Consider the following 18,944-nt stretch of genomic DNA (forward strand, 5'->3'; position numbering starts at 1 on the left):
CGCTGCCCTGGGACCCGAACATGCCGGAGGTCCAGTACTGGTTCATCTACATGCTCCCGCCGGGGCGGAGGTCAGGACAGCGCGGGCGCCGGCGGCTCGGGCTGCGGTGCCTTGGGCGCGCGGGACGCCTTGCGGGAGCGGCCCAGGGCCCGCACCACCGGCTTCTCGACGTAGAAGTGGAGGAGCGCGGCGAGGCCCAGGCTCAGCGCGAGGGCGAGGAGGGTGAGCCCGATCGCGGCCGGGGTGTCCCACTGCCGGTAGTAGCCCAGGTCACCGCCGAGGAAGCGGTGCCCGTACTGGATGACCAGGTAGTGGATGACATAGAAGGCGAAGGTGAGCTCGCCCAGCAGCACCATGGTCCGGGTGCCGAGCCAGGACCGGGTGCCGCGGACGTCACCGGCGGCGAGTGAGCCGAGCAGCAGGGCGATCAGCGGGACCGTCGGCGCGAACCGGGACAGCGAGAACGGCAGCGCGAAGGACAGCGCGAACGCGCCGGCGAACAGCAGCGCGCACACCCCGGGGGTCGGGCCGGCCCAGCGGCCGCGCATCACGATCTGCGCCATGAGGATGCCGAGCGCGAACTCCATCAGCCGCACCGGCGGGAGCATGTAGATGAACCAGTACTGGACCTCCGGCATGTTCGGGTCCCAGGGCAGCGCCGGGTGCGAGGGCAGCAGCAGGGCGATGGCGGGCACGGCCGCGGCGACGACGGACAGGCCCAGCACCCAGGTCCACAGCCGCTCGGCGCGCACCTTGGAGAAGTACGCGAACAGGAACGGGAACGCGGCGTAGAACAGCATCTCGCAGGAGAGGGACCACGCCACCGGGTTCATGCTGCCGTACTCGTGGTAGTCGGGGAACCACGACTGGACGAGCAGCAGGTTGGTGAGGAAGCCGTCCCACACCGACCGGCCCATCGTGGGCTCCTGGAGCCACAGCACGAGCGCGAGGGTGAGCAGCAGGACCGGCAGGTGCAGCGAGTAGACCCGGACCCAGCGGCGGCGCCAGAAGGCGGGCTTGGACGGGTCGGGCATGCCCGCCCAGGTGAGGACGAACCCGCTGAGCATGAAGAAGAACGACACCGCCAGCGGCCCCAGGACGTCCAGGGGAACCTTCGCGGTGGAATTGATCTCGGCGTTCCGGAAGAACGGCTGCGAGGCGATATGGGAGGAGAACACCACCAGGGCCGCGATGGCCCGCATGCCGCCGAGCGACGGCAGGTGTTTCGGCAAGGACATAGGAGTACCTCGAAAGCGAAGGGGCGTGGATGAGAGGGGATTTCTAGGACACGGCCCGAGCGGCCGACAAGTGGCATCTGACACAGTGGAGTGGGCGCCCGGGGACGGAATTCGCGACATCACCCCGGGTAATGGCGCCATTTCGCAGCGCCACGCGATGTGGCGCCCCGGCACCACCGGCGGTCGTACGGCGGTGAGTTGGCCACCGCCTTTCCGGGTGCGGCGCGGTGCGGGGCCGCGGTGACGGGCGAAAGCCGGGGCGGTCGGAAAAGTGTGTGCCCGGCGTATCTGGGAGGGCCCGGCGTATTCGACAAGGCTGTGTGCCGCACGCAGTTACGGAATTCGAGCGCCCTGCGAGGATCGCGATGATCGTTACTCCGCTTGACCCGAAGCCCAAGCCGAAGGCGAAGGCGTCCCTCTCCCTGGCCGGTTCCGCCCCGCGCGACCTCGAGTCGCTGGTGACCGAGGCGTGCGAGGAGCTGCTCGGGTCACTGCGCCGCACCGACCAGCGCAGGAGGGGCGCCCAGTACATCCGCGGCCTGCTGACCGCCAGCGGGCGCAAGACCGCCCGTAACATCGCCACCTTCGTGGGGGCCGGGGCCTCGGCGCAGAGCCTGCACCACTTCGTGGCCGGCTCGACCTGGGACTGGCGCCCGGTGCGCGCGGCCCTGGCCCGCTACGTGGACGACGGGCTGCGCCCGGACGCCTGGGTGATCCGGCCGATGGTGGTCTCCAAGACGGGGGTGCGCTCGGTGGGCGTGCGCCGGCGGTTCGTGCCCGACCTCGGCCGGGTGATGAGCTGTCAGCGCAGCCACGGCCTGTGGCTCGCCTCCGACGCGATGGCCGCGCCGGTGAGCTGGCATCTGACGCTGGACGGCGGCCCGGGCGGCGAGGCCGACCGGCAGCCCGGCGCGGCGGGCGAGGAGCGGGATCTGGCGCGGCTGGTCGCGGAGATCGCCCAGGCGAACCGGACGGTGGCGCGCCCGGTGGTGATGGACGCGCGCAGCGCCGCGGTGCCGCCGCTGGTGCGCGCGCTCACCACGGCCGGGCTGCCCTTCATGCTGCGGGTGGGCGGCGAGCTCCCGCTGGCCCCGGCGGCCGGCCGGGTCCAGGTGGACCGGCGGCCGCAGACCGCCCCCGCCCAGCACCTGATGGAGCAGCTCAAGCGGCTGGGCCGGCCGGTGGAGTGCCATGGCGCGGTCAACTTCGTCACGCCGCTCGCCGTGGTGCTGCCCGGCATGCTGCCGCAGCGCACCCTGCTGCTGATGGGGGTGTGGCGGGCCAACCGCCGCCGCCCCGCGGACCTGTGGCTGACCGACCTCACCTCGTGGGGGCACAGCGCGCTGCTGCGGCTGGCGATGCTGACCGAGCGGGTGGACGCCGACTTCGCCGGGGTCAGCGTGGACGTGGGCGTCCGGGACTTCGAGGGGCGCTCGTTCCAGGGCTGGCACCGGCATGTGACGCTGGCCTCGATCGCCCACGCGCTGCGGCTGTCCCAGGGCGGGCAGTGGTGCGGCTACCAGGCACCCATCGCGGTGTGACGTCGATGGTGGCGCGGCCACCGGGCGCCCGGCACGGGAGAGCGGGCGACGGTGGCACGGGCCCCCGAGGTCACTCGGCAGGTGGTCCGAGCACCGCCCGGGAGGCGGGCGCGGTGGCGGAAGCCGGCGCGGCGGCGGCATGGCCCGACGCCGGGACGGACGCCGAGGAGGTGGCGGCGGGCGGGGGGAGCGGGTCCGCGGAGCGCGAGGAGAGCGCCTGCCGCACCTGGTGGAGCCGCAGGGCGAGTTGGATGTCCAGCACCCGCTCCGGCCGCTGCCAGTCCTCCCCCAGCAGCTGGCCGATGCGCTCCAGCCGGCGGGAGACGGTGTTGGGGTGCACGCGCAGCGTCTCCGCGGCCCGGGTGGGGCTGCGGCCCGCCTCCAGATACACCCGCAGCGTGGGGATGAGATCCGTGAAGCGGTGGCGGTCGTAGTCGACCACGGCCCCTATGGTCTGGTCGATATAGCCGGGGACGTCGTTCTCCTCGGCCAGCAGCATGCCGAGGAAGCCCAGGTCGGAGGCGCAGGCGGTGCCGCCGTCACCACCGAGGGCGCGCAGGGTCTCCAGGCACTGGGTGGCCTCGCGGTGGGCGTCGGCGATGCCGTCGACGGTCGCGGCGGGGCCCGCGGCCCCCACGGTGACCGGGTGCCCCACCCGGGGGGTCAACTCGCGGGCGGCGGTCCGCGCCACGGCCACCGGCTCGTCGCCGGGGAGCAGCAGGACGACGGCGCCGTCCCGTACGCTGCACAGCCCGCCGAGTTCCCGGGCGTAGTCGGCGGCGGAGGTCTCCAGCCGCGGTGAGGCCCCGTGGGGGCCGGACGCCACCAGCACCACGTGCGGGCGGCGGAAGTCGAGGGAGAAGAGCAGGGCCCGCTCCCGGAGGAGGGCCGGCGAGGGCGGCGCCCCGACCAGGTCGTCGAAGAACTCCTGGTGGCCCTGGGCCCGGGTGGAGTCGTTGTGCTGGATGCGCAGATGCAGGGCGAGCGCGCGGGCGACGACGGGCAGCAGCGGTACGGCGGAGTGGTCCGCCTCGGGCCCGACGTCGGCTAACAGGAAGCCGGCGTCGTACTCGCCCGGGTGCAGGGGGGCCGTCCACAGCCCCGGGTGGACGGGGGTGGGGCGGCCGGTCACGGCGGCCGTGCGGCAGGCGGCGCGCAGATCGGCGGGGGTGACGGGGCGCAGCCGGCCGTGCTCGGCGAGCGGCCGGCCGAGCGGGCCGCACAGGCTCGTGCCGCCGCCCAGGGCCTCGGCGGCGGCGGCCAGTAAGGCGTCGACGCCGCGCCCGTCGAGGACCAGGCCGATCAGGTGCGACTGGAGGTCGGCGGCCCCACGGGTGGCGGCGAGGGCGGCGCGGGCCCCCTCGGCGTCCGCGCGCAGCCGCTCGATGTCGGCGCGCAACTCCTCGACCTGCAGGATGCGTTCGATCGCGGCGGCGGCCAGGTCGGCGAGCGAGCACAGCAGGGTGACCTCGTTCGGGGTGAGGTGCCGGACCTGGCGGTCGGCGGCGTAGAGCACCCCCACGGAGTCGTCCCGGACGCACAGCGGCACGCCCAGGACCGCGCGCAGCCCTTCCGAGCGGACGACGTCGTCGATGGTCTCGTCGTGCGTGATGGTGGTGTCGGCGAGGTAGTCGGGCGTCCAGAAGGGGGCGCGGCGGGCGCGCACCATGCTGCCCAGGCCGCCGCCGGAGGGCAGCCGGAAGCCGGCGGCGAGCGCGACCGCGTTGCCGTCGGCGCTCTGCACCACGGTGTCGGGCTCGCCGGGCGTGTGCAGGCTGACGTAGGCGACGTCCAGCTTGAGCAGCAGCCGCGCCCTGCGGGCCACCGAGTCGAGCAGGTCCTTGTGGTTGCGGGCGCCGACGAACTCGTGCGCGGCGTCGACCAGGGCCGCGAGTTCCGCCTCGCGGTCACGGCGGTACTCGATCATCGACTGCGCGGTGAGGGCGAGCCGGTTGAAGCGCTCCAGCCGGCGCATCCGCTCCTCGCTGGCGCCCTCGCGTTCCGCGCGCGCCATGAGCCGGTCGTATTCGCCCCGAGGGGCGGACCGGGCCACGAATTCGAGGAAGGTGAGTGCGTCGTCCGTCCGATTTTCTACGGTCGCCTCTTCGCCCGAATCCAGACCGCTCATGCCGCAGGCGCCCCCGTCCCTGTGACTTTCGAAATCCCCGAGAGGCTATTACATGCTCGCTGCAGGCGTCCAGGGATCACCGGTCCGCCGGAGGGCCGCCGCACAACTCCTCCACAGTCGTTTCCCCGGCGCTTCCCCGGCCGCTTCCCCCGCCATAATGTTTCATCCCGTTCGCCCGATTGAGAGGGATTCACCGCCGCCGGGCGCGCACTCGTCGTACCCGGGCAGCAGCCCCGCGGCCGCCGCCGCGGCGAGCGTGGGGGCCGCGGCGTCCCGGGCGGACCGGATCGGCGGCTCCGACAGCTCCCAGGGCAGCGCCAGTTCGGGGTCGAGCGCGTCGACGTCGATGATGGTGCCCGGCACGTACTCCGTCGTGCACAGATAGCTCATGCAGGTGTCGTCGGCGAGCGCGACATAGGCCAGGCCCAGCCCGTCGGGCAGGAACACGGCGGTGCCCGACCGGGCGTCCTGCGTCAGGGTGTCGTGCCGGCCGAAGGTGGGCGAGCCGATCCGCAGGTCGACGACCATGGTCAGCGCCGCGCCCCGCACACAGGTGACGATCTTCCCCTGGCCGGGCGGCACCGTGGTGCTGTGGATGCCGCGCAGCACGTTGCGCCCGGAGACGGTGTAGTGGACCTGCCGGACCTCCAGCGGCCGCCCGGTGGCCGCGCGCAGCGGCTCGTGGCGCAGGGCCTCGTAGAACAGCCCCCGGTGGTCCGGAATGGGCTCGGGCTCGACGCGGTACGCGTCGCGCACCGCCATCTCGTGAAAGCGCATGGTGTCCTCGCCGGGCCGCCGCCGCTCAGGGCAGCAGGCCCTCGATCGCCGTGGCGGCCGCCGCGGCCCCGCCGGCGGCGCGGATGCGCGTCCGCATCTCCGCCAGCCGGTCCTTGACGCCCTCGTCGGCGATCACCCGCCGCGCGGTCGCGCGCAGGGTCTCGGCCGTCACCTCGGACGTCAGCAGCTGGGCGCCCAGGCCGAGTTCGGCGATCCGGCGGGCCGTGGCCCGCGGCTCGGGCATCACCGGCACCGCCACGACCGGGACGCCGTGCGAGAACGCGTCCATGGCCGTGCTCATCCCGCCGTGGTTGACCACCAGGGCGGCGTGCGGCAGCACATCGCCGTGCGGGACGAAGTCGTGCACCTCGACGTTGTCGGGCACCGGGCCCAGCTCGGCCGCGGTGAGCCCGCCGCCGAGCACCAGCACGATGTGCCACGGCTCGTCGCGGAACGCCTCGACACAGGTGCGGAAGAACTCCGGCCGCTCGTTGTAGAGGGTGCCCAGGCTCACCATCACCAGCGGCCGGTCGCCCGCCGGCGGCCGCCAGGTGCCGTGGAAGGCGGCCCGGGGCGAGCACGGGCCGACGAAGTGGTGGCTGTCGTCGAAGGTGTCGCCCGCGTACTGGAAGTACCGCGGCATGTAGAGCAGGGCCGGGCCGCCGTGGATCACCTCGGTGAACGCGGCGAGGTCGCTCTTGGCGCCCTGCTCCTCCAGCAGCCGGCCGATCCGCGCGAGCAGCTCGTGCAGGGCCGGGTCGTCCGGCGGCTCGGCCGAATCGACCGGCGGATGCAGCGACCAGTGCTCGTTGGCGGCGTAGGTGGGGGTGCTGCGGATGACGGGGATGCCCCACCGGTCGGCGAGCAGGCGGCCCGTCCACAGCGAGGACGGGTCGTTCACGATCACATCGGGGCGGTCCGCGGCGAAGTGCGGCTCCAGCAGCGGGAGGGTGGCCTCGGTCATGTCCAGCAGCCACTCCAGCACCCGGACGAACTCGCCCTCGTCGGTGTATTCGTCGGCGTCCTGCCGCGGCACCATCTGCTCCAGGAACCGCTCCTTGTCCATGGGATAGGTGACGACCCCGGCACCGACCCGGCGGGCCCGTTCCGCGATCTCCTCGGGCAGCGCGTAGGTCACCCGGTGGCCGCGGGCCACCAGTTCCTCGGCCACTCCCAGCGTCGGATTCAAATGCCCGGCGACCGGGAGGATGAAGAATGCGATATGAGCCATTGCGAAATCCTTCGTGGGGGGCTCGTACGTCATGGGCGGGGCATGAGCGGGTCTATGGGTACCGAGTCGGGTGCGGGTCTTTTGTCGTGCCGGCCGGGGCGCGTACGGCGAAAAACTCCGCAGCGGTTCGAGCCCCGCACATTAGGAGCGGCCTTCACCGTGCGACAAGCGCGAGATGACAAAGTGCTCACCCCTTACTAGATGACAAAGTCCAGCGCAATTCATGGATTACGCGCATTCCCCGGGAGAGGATCTCGAATTGTTGCCGCGAATGGCGCCTCACCTGAGGCCGGCCGAAGGCACCCATTTCTTCTTTCCGTTGCCGTCCCGGGGAACATGGAGGTTCTGTGTCCGACAACAGCGCGGATGGTCCGCTCGTCGTGGTGGGAGCGGGCGTCATGGGCACGGCGATCGCCGCGCTCGCCGTTGGCCATGGATACCGGGTCACCCTGATCGACCACTCCCCCGAGGCCCGCGCCGCCGCCCCCGACACCGTGGAACTCCATGTGCGCACGGCCCGGATGATGGGCGCGCTGCCCGCCGGCCGGCCGCTGGGCGAGCTGACCACGGCCGGCACGACGGACGCCGCCGCGGGCGCGTGCGCCGTGATCGAGGCGGTCACCGAGGACCCCGGGGAGAAGGCCGCGGTGCTGGCCGCCCTCGCCGCCGCGGCCGGGCCCGGCACGCTGCTGGTCAGCAACACCTCCGGGCTCCCCATCGACGAGATGGCCGACGCCCTGCCGCGCCCCGAGGACCTCGTCGGGGTGCACTTCATGAACCCCGCCTACCTCATCACCACGGTGGAGGTGGTCCTCGGGCCGCGCAGCGGGGACGCCGCGGCGGCCGAGGTGCGGAAGCTGCTGGCGGGGCTGGGCCGCGAGGGCGTCGTCGTCGGCGACGGCCCCGGCTTCGTGACCAGCCGCCTGCTGCACCGGATGATCAACGACGCGATCGAGGTGGTCCACGAGGGCCGCGCCGCCCCGGAGACCGTGGACCGGCTGATGCGCGGCTGCATCGGCCACCGCACCGGGCCGCTGGCCACCGCGGACCTCATCGGCCTGGACAACCTCGCCGACTCGCTCCGGGTGATGCACGCGCGGACGGGCGACGCGGCCTTCCGCCCGAGCGCGCTGCTGCTGGAGAAGGTCCGGCGGGGAGAGCTCGGCCGCAAGAGCGGCCGGGGATTCTACGACTACGAGGAGACCACGCTATGACCGAGAACTCCCGGCGGGCCGGGTCCGCCGCCGTGGCACCGGCCGACGAGGACGTCGCCGCCGAACTGCTGGAGTTCCTGGCGGCCAGGACGAAGACGACCTGGGAGCGCGACCAGGACCTCTTCGCCGTGGGCGGGATGTCGTCGCTGTTCGCGATGCAGCTCGTCGTCCACCTGGAGAAGACCTACGGGCTCACCATCAGCGGCGCCGATCTGATGCTGGACAACTTCCGCACCGTCGACGCGATGGTCCGCCTGGTGCGCCGGCTGGGCCCGGGCGCCGGTGGCACCGGCGGTGAGTGAGGTGACGGCCGCCGCGGCGGCCGGTACGGGCGCGGGAGCGGCCGGTCCACTCGCGGCGGCGGAGCCCGGCGACCTGTCCGAGCCGGCCGCGGCGCGCACCGAGGAGGAGCTGTTCACCGACCTCGTGGGCGACTCGGCCGCGGAGTGGGACCGCACAGGCGAGATCCCGCTGGAGCTGCTGCGCGGCCTCGGCGCCAAGGGCCTGCTCTGCGCCCAGGCGCCCGAGGCCCACGGCGGGCTCGGCTTCTCCAGCCGGCGCAACGGCGAACTCACCGCGCACGTCGGCTCGTTGTGCAGCTCCGTGCGGAGCGTGATGACCTCGCAGGGGATGGCCGCCTGGACGCTGCGCCGGCTGGCCGGCGCCGCCCAGCAGGCCGCGCTCGTCCCCCGGCTCACCGGCGGGGAGCTGGCCGCCGTGGCCTTCAGCGAGGCGGGCGCCGGCAGCGATCTGTCCGCCCTGCGCACCCGTATCACCCGCGACGGCGACCACATCGTCGTCGACGGTGCCAAGGTGTGGACGACCAACGCCGCCTACGCCGATCTGCTGATCGTGTTCGGCCGCACCGAGGACGGCGCCGGCGCCGTCGTCGTGCCCGCGACCGCCCCCGGGGTGAGCGTCGAGCGCATCACCGACCCGCACGGCTGCCGCGCGGCCGGTCACGCCAACATCCGCCTGGACGGCGTACGGCTGCCGGCCGACGCCCTGCTCGACGGCGTGGACCGCACCCCCGCCCTGCTCGTGACCACCGCGCTCAGCTACGGGCGGATGTCCGTGGCCTGGGGCTGTGTCGGCATTCTGCGCGCCTGTCTGACCGCGGCCGTCCGGCACGCCGGCGGCCGGGAGCAGTTCGGCACCCCGCTGTCCGAGCACCAGCTCGTGGCCCGGCACCTCGCCGAGCTGCTGATCGCCGAGCAGGGCGCCAGCCGGGCGTGCGAGCACGCCAGCGATCTGTGGGACGAGGGCAGCCCCGAGATGGTGACCGCGGCGGTGCTGGCCAAGCACGTGGCGGCCACCGGCGCCGCGCGCGGCTCCGCGCGGGCGCTCCAGGTGCTGGCCTCGGCGGGGTCCCGCGACGGCCATGTGGTGGCGCGGGCCCACCGCGACGCCAAGCTCATGGAGATCATCGAGGGCAGCAGCGAGATCTGCGAGCTCATCCTGGCCCGGCACGCCCTGGCGACCGCGGGATGACGCCCGGCCCGGCCCCTCGGGGCCGCGGCCACTTCAGGGAAGGAACGACAGTGCACCCCAAGGACGCAATGGCGGACGGCGACGCCCCGACCACGGTCAAGTGCCTGGTCTGGGACCTGGACAACACCCTGTGGCAGGGCACGCTGCTGGAGGACGGCGAGGTGCGGCTCCGGCCGGGCCTGCGCGAGACGATCGTCGAGCTCGACTCGCGCGGCATCCTCCACTCCGTGGCCAGCAAGAACGACCACGACCACGCCTGGGCGCAGTTGGAGCGGCTCGGCCTCGCCGAGTACTTCGTGCTCCCCCGGATCGGCTGGGGGCCGAAGTCGGAGTCGGTCCGCCGGATCGCCGACGACCTCAACTTCGCCCCGGGCACCATCGCCTTCATCGACGACCAGCCCTTCGAGCGGGCCGAGGTCGAGCACGCGCTGCCCGAGGTCCGCACCTACACCGCGGAGCAGGCCCTGGAGCTCGTCACCCGGCCGGAGTTCAGCCCGGCCACGGTCACCGTGGACTCGCGCCGCCGCCGCTCGATGTACCAGGCGTCGTTCCGGCGCGACGCCGAGCGCGCCGAGTTCGCCGGGCCCGACGCGGACTTCCTGCGCTCCCTGGACATCCGGATGCGGATCGCCCGCGCCACCCCGGAGGAGCTGTCCCGGGTGGAGGAACTCACCCTGCGCACCAGCCAGATGAACGCGACCGGGGTGCACTACTCCGAGGCCGATCTGCTCGCCCTGATCGACGACCCCGGCCACGAGGTGCTGGTCACCACGGTCACCGACCGCTTCGGCCCGTACGGCGCCGTCGGGGTCACCCTGCTCCAGCGGACCCCGGCCGCCTGGCGGATCAAGCTGCTCGCCACGTCGTGCCGGGTGGTGTCGCTCGGCGCGGGCTCCGCGCTGCTGCGCTGGCTGACCGACCAGGCGCACCGGGCCGGGGTGCATCTGAGCGCCGACTTCCGGGCCACCGAGCGCAATCGGATGATGGAGGTCGCGTACCGCTTCGCCGGGTTCTCCGACGAGCCCTGCGGCTGCCAGGCCGCGCTCGGTGACGCGGCGGGCGTCAGCCGGCTGCACCTGGTGCCCTCGGCGCAGCCCGCGCCGGACACGCTCCGCCTGGAGGCCCCGGAGCTGGCCCCGGCCGCCCCCGGGGCCGAGCCGGCGGCCGAGCCCCGGCCGGAGCCCGAGCCCGTACGGGGCTGAGCCCCCGCCGCCGTCTCCCCCGCTCTCCCGAGAGGACCCAATGATCATCACTGCCTGCCGCATCTGCGCCAACCGCGAGCTGCTCCCCGTGCTGGACCTGGGGGAACAGGCGCTCACCGGGGTGTTCCCGAAGAGCCGCGACGAGGCCGTCCCGTCGGTGCCGCTCGAACTCGTGAAGTGCTCCCCGGCCGGCTGCGGCCTGGTGCAGCTGCGCCACACCCCGGACCCGAACCTGATGTACGGCGACGGCTACGGCTATCGCTCGGGCATCCGGCCGTTCATGGTCGAGCACCTGCGGGGCAAGGTCGCGGCCATCCGCGAGCTGGTCGAGCTCGGGCCCGAGGACCTGGTCGTCGACATCGGCAGCAATGACTCCACGCTGCTGCGCGGCTATCCGGAGGAGGGCGGCCCGCGGCGGGTCGGCATCGACCCGACCAGCGGGAAGTTCCGCCACCTCTACCCGCGGGACGTGGAGCTGGTCGTCGACTACTTCTCGCGCGAGGCGTTCGAGGACCGCTTCGGCTCCCGGCGCGCGAAGGTGGTCACCTCCATCGCCATGTTCTACGACCTGCCGGACCCGATGCGCTTCATGCGGGACGTCCACGACATCCTGGCCGAGGACGGCATCTGGGTCATGGAGCAGAGCTACATGCCCGCCATGCTGGAGGCCGACGCGTACGACATCGTCTGCCACGAGCACCTGGAGTACTACGCCCTCCAGCAGATCGAGTGGATGGCCGAGCGCGTCGGACTGACCGTGATCAAGGCCGAGCTGACCGAGGTCTACGGCGGCAGCCTCTGTGTGACCCTCGCCAAGAGCGCCACCCGGTACCCGAAGGACGAGGCGGGGCTGGCCCGCGTCCGCGCCCGCGAGACCGAGGCCAAGCTCGACACGATGGGCCCCTACGAGGCGTTCGCCCGGCGCGTGCGGGACCAGCGCGACGCCCTGGTCGCGTTCCTCGACCGCTCCCGCGAGGCCGGGCTGCGCACCCTCGGGTACGGCGCCTCCACCAAGGGCAATGTGATCCTTCAGTACTGCGGCCTCACCGAGCGCGACCTGCCCTGCATCGGCGAGGTCAGCGAGGAGAAGGCGGGCCGCTTCACCCCGGGATCGGGCATCCCGATCGTCTCCGAGGAGGAGGCGAAGGCGCAGCAGCCGGACCAGTTGCTGGTGCTGCCCTGGATCTACCGGGACGGGTTCCTGGAGCGGGAGCGGGCCTATCGGGAGGCCGGCGGCAAGCTGGTGTTCCCGCTGCCCCGGCTGAGCGTCGTCTGAGCGTCCGAACGTCCGCGGGGGCGCCGGTCGGCTCGACGACCGGCCGGCGCCCCCGCGGACCAGGGCGACTCAGGCGCCCGGGGAGCGGCCGCCGGTGACGGCGGCCGGGAAGATGGCGTCGAGCTCGGCGAGCTCGGCGTCACCGAGGACGAGATCGAGGGCGCGCACCGCCGAGTCGAGCTGCTCGACGGTGCGCGGACCGATCACCGCGCCGCCGATCCCCGGCCGGGACAGCACCCAGGCCAGGCCCACCTCGGCGGGATGCTCGCCGATCCGGTCGCAGAACCGCTCGTACGCCTCGATCGCGGGCCGCATCGCCGGCAGCAGCTCCTGCGCCCGGCCCTGCGCCGACTTCACCGCCGTACCGGCCGCGAGCTTGCGCAGCGCCCCGCCGAGCAGCCCGCCGTGCAGCGGCGACCAGGCGAAGACCCCGAGCCCGTAGGCGCGGGCGGCCGGCAGCACCTCGCGTTCCACGTGCCGGTCGGCCAGGTTGTACAGGCACTGCTCGGACACCAGGCCGAGGGAGTGCCGGCGCGCCGCGGTCTCCTGGGCGGCCGCGATGTTCCAGCCGGCGAAGTTGGACGACCCGACGTACCGGACCTTTCCGTCGGCCACCAGCCGGTCCATCGCCTGCCAGATCTCCTCCCAGGGAGCGGCCTCGTCCATGCGGTGCATCTGGTAGAGGTCGATGTGCTCCACGTCCAGGCGGCGCAGCGACTGTTCGCAGGCGGAGATGATGTGCCGGGCGGACAGGCCGGTGTCGTTGACGCGCTCGCTCATCTCGCCGCCGACCTTGGTGGCCAGCACGACGTCGTCGCGCCGGGCCCCGCTCTTGGCGCCGCTCTTGGCGAGCCACTTCCCCACGAGCTCCTCGGTGTGCCCCTTGTAGAGGCGCCAGCCGTAGATGTCCGCGGTGTCGACGCAGTTGATGCCGCGGTCGAGCGCCTCGTCCATCAGCCGCAGGGCGTCGACGTCCTCGACGCGCCCGCTGAAGTTCACGGTGCCGAGCCAGAGGCGGCTCACCAGGGTCGCGCTGCGGCCGAGCCGGGTGTACGTCTCCGGGCGCGCGTGCGCCTTCTCCGCGGGCGGTACGTGCTGCGGTTGCGGTGCGGGCGTTACGTGCTGTGGTTGCGGTGCTTGCGGTACGTGCTGTGGTTGCGGTGCATGCTGTGGTTGCTGTGCGTGCTGTCGATCCTCGCTCACGCGTGGACCACCCTTCGAACTCGTCGACCGTTCAGGAACTCGCCGCGGGGTGCGCGGCCGGTGGCGCCGAGGGCCCGGCGGCCGTCCCCGGGCCCGGGGTAGCGATCGCCGCGACCATGGCCCGCAGCCCGTCGGCGAACGGCACCCGTGGCGCCCAGCCGCTCGCCGCGCGAAAGGCGGAGGGGTCGGACTCCGGGCTGTGGAAGTCGCCGGCCTCGGCGTACGCGGGGGGCGGCACGGCGAGGACCGGGACCGCCGGCCGGCCGGTGTGCTCGGCCACGAGCCCGGCGAGGTCGGTGAAGACGTCACCGAGCCGCGCCAGCCGTCCGGTCCCGACGATCCAGGGCTCGCCCGCCAGGTCCGCCGCGTGCTCCAGGGCCGCCACGAACGCGGTCGCCGCGTCCCGGACGTGCAGGAAGTCGCGCTCGACCGAGCCGTCGTGCCACATCGTCAGGGGCTCGTCGGCGAGGGCGCGGCGGGCCATCGCGGCGAGGACGCCGCGCCCGGCGCCACCGGAGAGCGGGCTGTGGCCGTACAGGGTCGACAGCCGCAGCACGACGCCGTGGACGGCGCCCTCGGCGGTGGCCTCGCGCAGGATCGCCTCGGCGGCGAGCTTCTGGGCGGCGTAGCCGCCCAGGGGCGCGGTGCCGGTCGCAGTCCCGGTGTCCACCAGGGGCGCGGCGCCGGCCGCCGGCGGACCGGCCTGGAGCGTGCCGGCGAAGACCACGGCCGGCGGGGCGCCGCCCCGGCCGCGCAGCACGTCGACGAGGTCGCGCATCATGCCGACGTTCACCCGCGCGGCGCGTTCGTCGGCGGCGCGCCAGGACTGCTGTCCGCCGATCGCGGCGGCGAGATGGACGACGGCGTCCGCGTCCTCGACGGCGGCGGCGACGGCGTCCCGCCGGGCGAGATCGGCCCGGCGCACCTCGATGTCCGCGACCGGCGCGGCCGGCACGTGGCTGGGGCCGCGCGCCACCAGGCGCAGGCGCACCGGCAGCGCGGCGAGTTCGGCGACGACGGCGGACCCGAGGAATCCGGACGCGCCGAGCACCGTGATCAACGGCCCCCGGGGATCGCGCGACCGGACGAACGACAGGGGCCCCGGTGGTCTCCGGGGCCCCTCGGTGGTGAGCTTCACACACCCTCCCCTCTGTGTGCGGCTCAGCGTGCCGAGCCCCCCGGGAGGCGTCCACGGAAACTTGACCTTGTCTGCCGGTAGCCACCGTTGAGTCGATGCTTGTCAACTTTGTGGGTGGCGGTCTATATAGAAAGGCACAGGGCATCGCGCGCAGTTGTCGCGGCAGTGTCTGTCGCGTGGGCATGTTGCATGTTGCATGTGAAGGGAGCACGGCATGACCTTCGACGAGCTGGTCCAGGCGGTGAAGCGGGACGGCCTCTATCCCACGGCCGAACGGGCGGAAGAGGTCACCCGCGCGGTGCTGGCCGCTCTGGGCGCCCAGCTCATCGGTGACGAACGCGTCGACCTCGCCGGCGTCCTCCCCGAGGAGGCGGCCCGCGTGTTCACCTCGCGGATACCGGCGACACAGCCGCTGACCGGCGGCGCGTTCGTCGACGACCTCGCCGCCGAGATCTCCGGTTCCACCACGGCGACGGCCCGCTGGGACGCCGGGTCCGTCCTGGGCGTCGTCGCCCGACTGGCCGGCCCGGCGCTGCTGCGCCGCGTCCTGCTCCAGCTGCCGCCGGGCTACGCGCTGCTGTTCGGTCAGGCGCAGTTGGCCACGCCGAAGGTGACGGGGAAGGCGGCGCCCAAGGTGACGGGGAAGGTGGCGGCGACGGCGGGGCCGGCACCGGTCGCGCCGACGGTGGCGGCGGCCGAGGAGCCGCGGCCGCGCGCGGCGTGACCGGCGGGTCGAACGGGTCGTACGGAGCCTGAACGGCGGGCCGCGCGGGCCCGGTTCTCCGCGCCCGACGGCGTCACCGTACGGCGCCCGCCACTCGGGGCCTCACCCGGGTGGCGGGCGCCGTCGCGTCCCGGTGGCATGAGCCTCGCGGCCTGGGGTAACCGGGCCGAGGCGAGGAAGGACGGGTGAACCGAGATGAATTCCCATGACACCCCCGGGCGCGGCGGCGCCGGCGAGCCGGTCGGTGAGCTGGTCTCCCGCGCCTCCCAGCAGCTGACGGAGCTGGTCCGCACGGAATTGCGGCTGGCACAGGCCGAAATGGTCCAGAAGGGCAAGCGGTTCGGCATCGGCGGCGGCCTCTACGGCGGGGCCGGTGTGGTGGCGTTCGTGGCGCTCCAGGCGCTGGCGGCCACCGCGATCGCCGCTCTCGCGCTGGCCCTGCCGGTGTGGGTGGCGGCGCTGATCGTCACCGTGGTCCTGCTCCTGACCGCCGCGGCCCTGGCGGCGGCGGGCCGGAAGCAGGTGAGCCAGGCGACGCCGCCGGCGCCCGAGCAGGCGATCGACAGCGTGCGGACCGATATCGCCGAGATCAAGGAGAAGGCGAAGCGATGACCAGCAAGCCGCAGAACAACGGCAAGGCGACCACGACGGAGGAGCTGCGCGAACAGGCGGACGCCACGCGCGAGGAGCTCGCCGGGACCGTGGCGGAGCTGTCCGCGAAGGCGGATGTGAAGGGCCAGGCGAAGGAGAAGGCGGCCCGGGCCGCGACCAAGGTCAAGGAGACCGGCGCACAGGCCGGCGACCAGGTGCGCCAGGTGGCGTCCCAGGTGAGCCGGGTGGCGCAGGACGTGACCCCGGAGCCGGTGGCCGAGACGGTGGGCCGCGCGGCCCGTCTGGTCGGCGGCCGCGGCCGGCTGGCGGCCGTCGGCGCGGTGGCGGCCCTGGTCGTCGTGGTGGCGGTGTGCCGGGGCAGGAGCCGCCGATGAAAGCGACGAAGATCGCGTACAAGCCGGTGGGCCTGGCGCTCGGCGCCCTCAGCGGCGTGATCGCGGGTGCGGCGTTCAAACAGACCTGGAAGGCCCTGGGCAACGGCGACGCACCGGACGCGACGGACGAGAACCGCGGGTGGCGCGAGATCCTGCTCGCCTCGGCGATCCAAGGAGCGATCTTCGCCGTGGTCAAGGCGACGGTGGACCGCGCGGGCGCGAAGACGACGAAGCGCCTGACCGGCACCTGGCCGGGCTGACCCACCCCTCCCAAGGGGGCGCCCCGGGCCCACCCCCGGCGCGCCCCCTTTTTTCGGCTCGCGCACGGACCGCGACGACGCGGTGTCCGGCACACCTGCCATGGGAGGTTCACGGGCCGCCCGCCTGCGAGATGCCCCGCGCGAGCTGTCCCACGGCGTTGAGGATGCCCTGCCCCACCTCGGTCGGAGCGATCAGCACGCCGAACACCAGCACGATGACCACGGTCAGCTTCTCGTCGGACCGGCTGCGGGCCTGGGTGCGCCGCCGCAGCCGCACGACGATGACGACGGCCAGCAGGACCGCCAGGTTGAGCGTCAGAGTCACCGACGAGTCCTCTCCTCCACCATGTGTGAGCGCTTCAGGACAGGGCCGTCGGACGGCGGGGAGGCGGAACGCGGTCCAGCAGATCCCACAGCGGCCGCGATCCCGCGGCCCACTGCCCGAGCACACGGCGGTCGACGAGGTGAATCCGGTGCTGCCTCCCCCAGGGGATGGCCTTGGCGGAGAAGCGGCCGTTGGTGAGGACGACGGCGATGTCCGCCCCGTGAATCTGCCGTGCGGTGCCGTTGACCTGCTGCAGGACGCCGACCCCCACGGCAGGGCCGCGCTCCCCGTCCCGCCGGTGCTTGCACTGGATGGCCCAGACCCGACCCGCGGGGTCCACAGCGCGTACGTCACAGGCGTTGTCGCCGGCACCACCGAGCCGCTCGGCGACCGAGCCGTCCCGGCGCATCAGGTCCCGTACGGCGAACTCGAACGCGCGGTGATCGAGGGCATCGAGCTCCGCCATCCGCGGCCGCAGGGCCCTGGCCCGTACGCGTGCCCACTCGGCGCGCTGCCGCGCCCACCGCAGCCACAGACCACCCACTCCAGCGGCGACCACGCCCGCGAGGACGAGGACCCACCAGTGCGCGAGCAGCCACCGCACGGCGGCGGACAGCAGGCCCGCCGCCACCACCGCGGCCACCAGTAAGGCGGCCCGCTCGTCCTGCTTCCTGAACCGGCGTGCCGTACGCCGTCGCACGGTACGACGTCTTGGGCGGCGGCTCATCGGACCCCACCCCGCACCCGCGCACTGCTCAGCCGAACCGCCACATGGACCCCCTCCGTCCAAGCCGTTGGCGCTTTCCGCACAGGTCGTATGACAGCACGTGCCACTGACAGGTGGCCCTGGAGCGGCCCCGGAGATCACCGGTTTTCGGTCAGTGCGCCCCGTGCGGCCAGAGCCGTCGAGTGGCGGTGAGCAGCGGCTTCGGCGCATGGCCGGGCGGCTTCGGCCGTTTCACCGAAACGTCGCGTCGGCCCCAAGTCCTCGTGGGCCGCCGGCCGGTGCGCCGGCGCCGGCGGGGCCGCTCACGCGTCGCGGTCGAAGTCGCAGTCGAAGAGGAAGTGCGCTTCGTCCAGCGGATCGACGATCCACGCGCGGCGGTCCAGCGGGCGGCCGGGGGCGCGGCGCAGGCCCGGCAGCCGCGCCACCGCTTCCTCCAGCAGCACCCGCAGCTCCAGCCGGGCCAGCGGGGCGCCCAGGCAGTGGTGGCGGCCGTGGCCCAGGCTCAGGTGGGGGTTGGGGCGGCGGCGGATGTCGAAGGTGTCGGGGTCCTCGAAGCGCGCGGGGTCCCGGTTGGCCGCGGTGAGCCAGCCGGTCACCCACTGCCCCGCCGCGATCCGACGCCCGCCGATCGTGGTGTCCGCGACGACGTACCGGCGCACCCCGGGGAACGGCGGGTACCAGCGCAGCACCTCCTCGACCGCGTGCGGGATGAGCGAGGGATCGGCGCGCAGTTCCTCCCAGTGGCCCCCTTCGCTCAGGAACAGCAGCGCGTTGCCGACGCTGCCCGACGTCGTGTCCACCCCCGCGCTCAGCATCATCGCGAGGTATCCGACCAGGTCCAGGTCGCTCATCGGGCAGCCGGCCACCCGGTGCCCGGCCTCCTGCGCCGCGATCAGGTCGTCCACCAGCCCCCGGCGTTCGGCGCCGCGCCGCCGGCCGATCAGTTCGGTGAAGAAGTCCACCATGTCGGGCTGCGGCGGCAGCGAGTGGGTCTGGGTCGCGGACGAGTACGCGTAGATCTCGTCCATCCACGCGTGCACCCGCTCCGCGTACGACACGTCCAGGCCCAGCAGCCGGCAGATGACCTGCGCGGGCAGCGGCCGGGCCAGCGCCGAGACGATCTCCACCTCGCCGGTGCCGGCCGCGGTGATCCTGTCCAGGAGCGCCGTCACCGTGCTCCGTACGCTGCGCTCCAGCCGCTCCATCTCCTTGCGGCGGAACGGTTCCGCCACCGCCGCCCGCAGATCGTCGTGACGGGCCCCCTCCGCCGCCCACAGGCCCATCAGCGAGGGGTGCGCCCGCGCCCGGGCCCGGTCGTCGAGCCCGTAACCGGCCGAGAACGCCGACGCGTCGGTCAGCACCCGGAGCACATCGCCGTAGCTGAACACATGCCAGGTGTCCAGCCGTTCGTCGTGGAACACCTCGGTGTCCGGGCCCCAGAAGAAGTCCGGCCGGGCCGAGAACGTGGGGGTGGTGGGGGTGG

Annotated in this window: 19 protein-coding genes; 10 read left to right on the forward strand and 9 right to left on the reverse strand. The window is 73.6% G+C overall.

Translation table 11 applies throughout. The annotated features are described in order from the left end of the window. Window positions 1-71: 71 nt before the first annotated feature. Complete coding sequence (locus tag ACSNOD_RS15275) at window positions 72-1,238, reverse strand: acyltransferase family protein (protein WP_436767463.1); 1,167 nt, start codon at window positions 1,236-1,238, stop codon at window positions 72-74. A gap of 365 nt (window positions 1,239-1,603) precedes the next feature. Between ACSNOD_RS15275 and ACSNOD_RS15280 the strand changes: the two genes are divergently transcribed. After that, on the forward strand, window positions 1,604-2,779 hold the full coding sequence (locus ACSNOD_RS15280) for an IS701 family transposase (RefSeq protein WP_436767464.1): 1,176 nt from the start codon (window positions 1,604-1,606) through the stop codon (window positions 2,777-2,779). A 70-nt stretch (window positions 2,780-2,849) separates the two neighbouring features. Here the strand turns inward: ACSNOD_RS15280 and ACSNOD_RS15285 are convergent, their stop codons facing one another. The 3 genes from ACSNOD_RS15285 to ACSNOD_RS15295 form a co-directional block, all read right to left on the reverse strand. After that, window positions 2,850-4,793: a helix-turn-helix domain-containing protein gene (locus ACSNOD_RS15285; protein WP_436767465.1), complete on the reverse strand. Its 1,944-nt coding sequence runs from the start codon at window positions 4,791-4,793 to the stop codon at window positions 2,850-2,852. A 276-nt stretch (window positions 4,794-5,069) separates the two neighbouring features. Continuing rightward, window positions 5,070-5,684, reverse strand: a complete 615-nt coding sequence (locus tag ACSNOD_RS15290; protein ID WP_436767466.1) for a dTDP-4-dehydrorhamnose 3,5-epimerase family protein — start codon at window positions 5,682-5,684, stop codon at window positions 5,070-5,072. Window positions 5,685-5,709: 25 nt separating this feature from the next. Next, the gene (locus tag ACSNOD_RS15295) at window positions 5,710-6,915 is read right to left on the reverse strand and encodes a macrolide family glycosyltransferase (RefSeq protein ID WP_436767467.1); all 1,206 of its coding nucleotides are present in this window, start codon (window positions 6,913-6,915) and stop codon (window positions 5,710-5,712) included. A gap of 347 nt (window positions 6,916-7,262) precedes the next feature. Between ACSNOD_RS15295 and ACSNOD_RS15300 the strand changes: the two genes are divergently transcribed. The 5 genes from ACSNOD_RS15300 to ACSNOD_RS15320 all read left to right on the forward strand — a co-directional run bounded on the left by ACSNOD_RS15300 (window position 7,263) and on the right by ACSNOD_RS15320 (window position 12,098). Beyond that, complete coding sequence (locus ACSNOD_RS15300) at window positions 7,263-8,129, forward strand: 3-hydroxyacyl-CoA dehydrogenase family protein (protein WP_436767468.1); 867 nt, start codon at window positions 7,263-7,265, stop codon at window positions 8,127-8,129. Further along, window positions 8,126-8,431, forward strand: coding sequence for an acyl carrier protein (locus ACSNOD_RS15305; protein WP_436767469.1), 306 nt, complete (start codon window positions 8,126-8,128; stop codon window positions 8,429-8,431). Before ACSNOD_RS15300 ends, ACSNOD_RS15305 begins: the two co-directional genes overlap by 4 nt. 73 nt (window positions 8,432-8,504) lie before the next feature. Continuing rightward, the gene (locus ACSNOD_RS15310) at window positions 8,505-9,620 is read left to right on the forward strand and encodes an acyl-CoA dehydrogenase family protein (RefSeq protein ID WP_436767480.1); all 1,116 of its coding nucleotides are present in this window, start codon (window positions 8,505-8,507) and stop codon (window positions 9,618-9,620) included. A gap of 68 nt (window positions 9,621-9,688) precedes the next feature. Then, window positions 9,689-10,822 carry an HAD-IIIC family phosphatase gene (locus ACSNOD_RS15315; RefSeq protein WP_436767481.1) on the forward strand — a complete coding sequence of 378 codons (1,134 nt, stop codon included), beginning with the start codon at window positions 9,689-9,691 and terminating at the stop codon, window positions 10,820-10,822. A gap of 40 nt (window positions 10,823-10,862) precedes the next feature. Then, window positions 10,863-12,098 (forward strand): class I SAM-dependent methyltransferase, encoded by a 1,236-nt coding sequence (locus ACSNOD_RS15320; protein WP_436767470.1) that lies wholly within the window; start codon window positions 10,863-10,865, stop codon window positions 12,096-12,098. Between the two features lie 69 nt (window positions 12,099-12,167). Here ACSNOD_RS15320 and ACSNOD_RS15325 read toward each other — a convergent pair whose 3' ends face one another. Then, on the reverse strand, window positions 12,168-13,121 hold the full coding sequence (locus ACSNOD_RS15325) for an aldo/keto reductase (RefSeq protein WP_436767471.1): 954 nt from the start codon (window positions 13,119-13,121) through the stop codon (window positions 12,168-12,170). Window positions 13,122-13,332: 211 nt separating this feature from the next. Beyond that, window positions 13,333-14,439 carry an NAD-dependent epimerase/dehydratase family protein gene (locus ACSNOD_RS15330; RefSeq protein ID WP_436767472.1) on the reverse strand — a complete coding sequence of 369 codons (1,107 nt, stop codon included), beginning with the start codon at window positions 14,437-14,439 and terminating at the stop codon, window positions 13,333-13,335. A gap of 214 nt (window positions 14,440-14,653) precedes the next feature. Between ACSNOD_RS15330 and ACSNOD_RS15335 the strand changes: the two genes are divergently transcribed. From ACSNOD_RS15335 to ACSNOD_RS15350, 4 genes are all read left to right on the forward strand, one after another. Continuing rightward, window positions 14,654-15,163: a DUF2267 domain-containing protein gene (locus tag ACSNOD_RS15335; protein ID WP_436767473.1), complete on the forward strand. Its 510-nt coding sequence runs from the start codon at window positions 14,654-14,656 to the stop codon at window positions 15,161-15,163. 195 nt (window positions 15,164-15,358) lie between these two features. Further along, window positions 15,359-15,775, forward strand: a complete 417-nt coding sequence (locus ACSNOD_RS15340; RefSeq protein WP_436767474.1) for a phage holin family protein — start codon at window positions 15,359-15,361, stop codon at window positions 15,773-15,775. Next, window positions 15,772-16,149, forward strand: coding sequence for a DUF3618 domain-containing protein (locus ACSNOD_RS15345; RefSeq protein ID WP_436767475.1), 378 nt, complete (start codon window positions 15,772-15,774; stop codon window positions 16,147-16,149). The genes ACSNOD_RS15340 and ACSNOD_RS15345 overlap by 4 nt, the downstream gene beginning before the upstream one ends. After that, on the forward strand, window positions 16,146-16,409 hold the full coding sequence (locus ACSNOD_RS15350) for a DUF4235 domain-containing protein (RefSeq protein WP_436767476.1): 264 nt from the start codon (window positions 16,146-16,148) through the stop codon (window positions 16,407-16,409). The genes ACSNOD_RS15345 and ACSNOD_RS15350 overlap by 4 nt, the downstream gene beginning before the upstream one ends. A 109-nt stretch (window positions 16,410-16,518) precedes the next feature. Here ACSNOD_RS15350 and ACSNOD_RS15355 read toward each other — a convergent pair whose 3' ends face one another. From ACSNOD_RS15355 to ACSNOD_RS15365, 3 genes are all read right to left on the reverse strand, one after another. Beyond that, a complete protein-coding gene (locus ACSNOD_RS15355; protein ID WP_436767477.1) occupies window positions 16,519-16,734 on the reverse strand; it encodes a hypothetical protein in 216 nt (71 codons plus the stop codon). A gap of 34 nt (window positions 16,735-16,768) precedes the next feature. After that, complete coding sequence (locus ACSNOD_RS15360; RefSeq protein ID WP_436767478.1) at window positions 16,769-17,434, reverse strand: restriction endonuclease; 666 nt, start codon at window positions 17,432-17,434, stop codon at window positions 16,769-16,771. A 329-nt stretch (window positions 17,435-17,763) separates the two neighbouring features. Continuing rightward, window positions 17,764-18,944, reverse strand: a 1,181-nt coding sequence (locus ACSNOD_RS15365; protein ID WP_436767479.1) for a cytochrome P450, incomplete at its 5' end; no start/stop codon positions are given.

Origin of the sequence: Streptomyces sp. URMC 123, assembly GCF_051386515.1 — a bacterium.
Lineage (GTDB): Bacteria > Actinomycetota > Actinomycetes > Streptomycetales > Streptomycetaceae > Streptomyces.

Coding starts and splice junctions, on each gene's coding strand:
- ACSNOD_RS15350 (WP_436767476.1), top strand. CDS start 16,146: ATGAAAGCGACGAAGATCGCGTACAAGCCGGTGGGCCTGGCGCTCGGC.
- ACSNOD_RS15280 (WP_436767464.1), top strand. CDS start 1,604: ATGATCGTTACTCCGCTTGACCCGAAGCCCAAGCCGAAGGCGAAGGCG.
- ACSNOD_RS15290 (WP_436767466.1), bottom strand. CDS start 5,684: ATGCGCTTTCACGAGATGGCGGTGCGCGACGCGTACCGCGTCGAGCCC.
- ACSNOD_RS15335 (WP_436767473.1), top strand. CDS start 14,654: ATGACCTTCGACGAGCTGGTCCAGGCGGTGAAGCGGGACGGCCTCTAT.
- ACSNOD_RS15315 (WP_436767481.1), top strand. CDS start 9,689: ATGGCGGACGGCGACGCCCCGACCACGGTCAAGTGCCTGGTCTGGGAC.
- ACSNOD_RS15320 (WP_436767470.1), top strand. CDS start 10,863: ATGATCATCACTGCCTGCCGCATCTGCGCCAACCGCGAGCTGCTCCCC.
- ACSNOD_RS15285 (WP_436767465.1), bottom strand. CDS start 4,793: ATGGCGCGCGCGGAACGCGAGGGCGCCAGCGAGGAGCGGATGCGCCGG.
- ACSNOD_RS15275 (WP_436767463.1), bottom strand. CDS start 1,238: ATGTCCTTGCCGAAACACCTGCCGTCGCTCGGCGGCATGCGGGCCATC.
- ACSNOD_RS15305 (WP_436767469.1), top strand. CDS start 8,126: ATGACCGAGAACTCCCGGCGGGCCGGGTCCGCCGCCGTGGCACCGGCC.
- ACSNOD_RS15345 (WP_436767475.1), top strand. CDS start 15,772: ATGACCAGCAAGCCGCAGAACAACGGCAAGGCGACCACGACGGAGGAG.
- ACSNOD_RS15295 (WP_436767467.1), bottom strand. CDS start 6,915: ATGGCTCATATCGCATTCTTCATCCTCCCGGTCGCCGGGCATTTGAAT.
- ACSNOD_RS15340 (WP_436767474.1), top strand. CDS start 15,359: ATGAATTCCCATGACACCCCCGGGCGCGGCGGCGCCGGCGAGCCGGTC.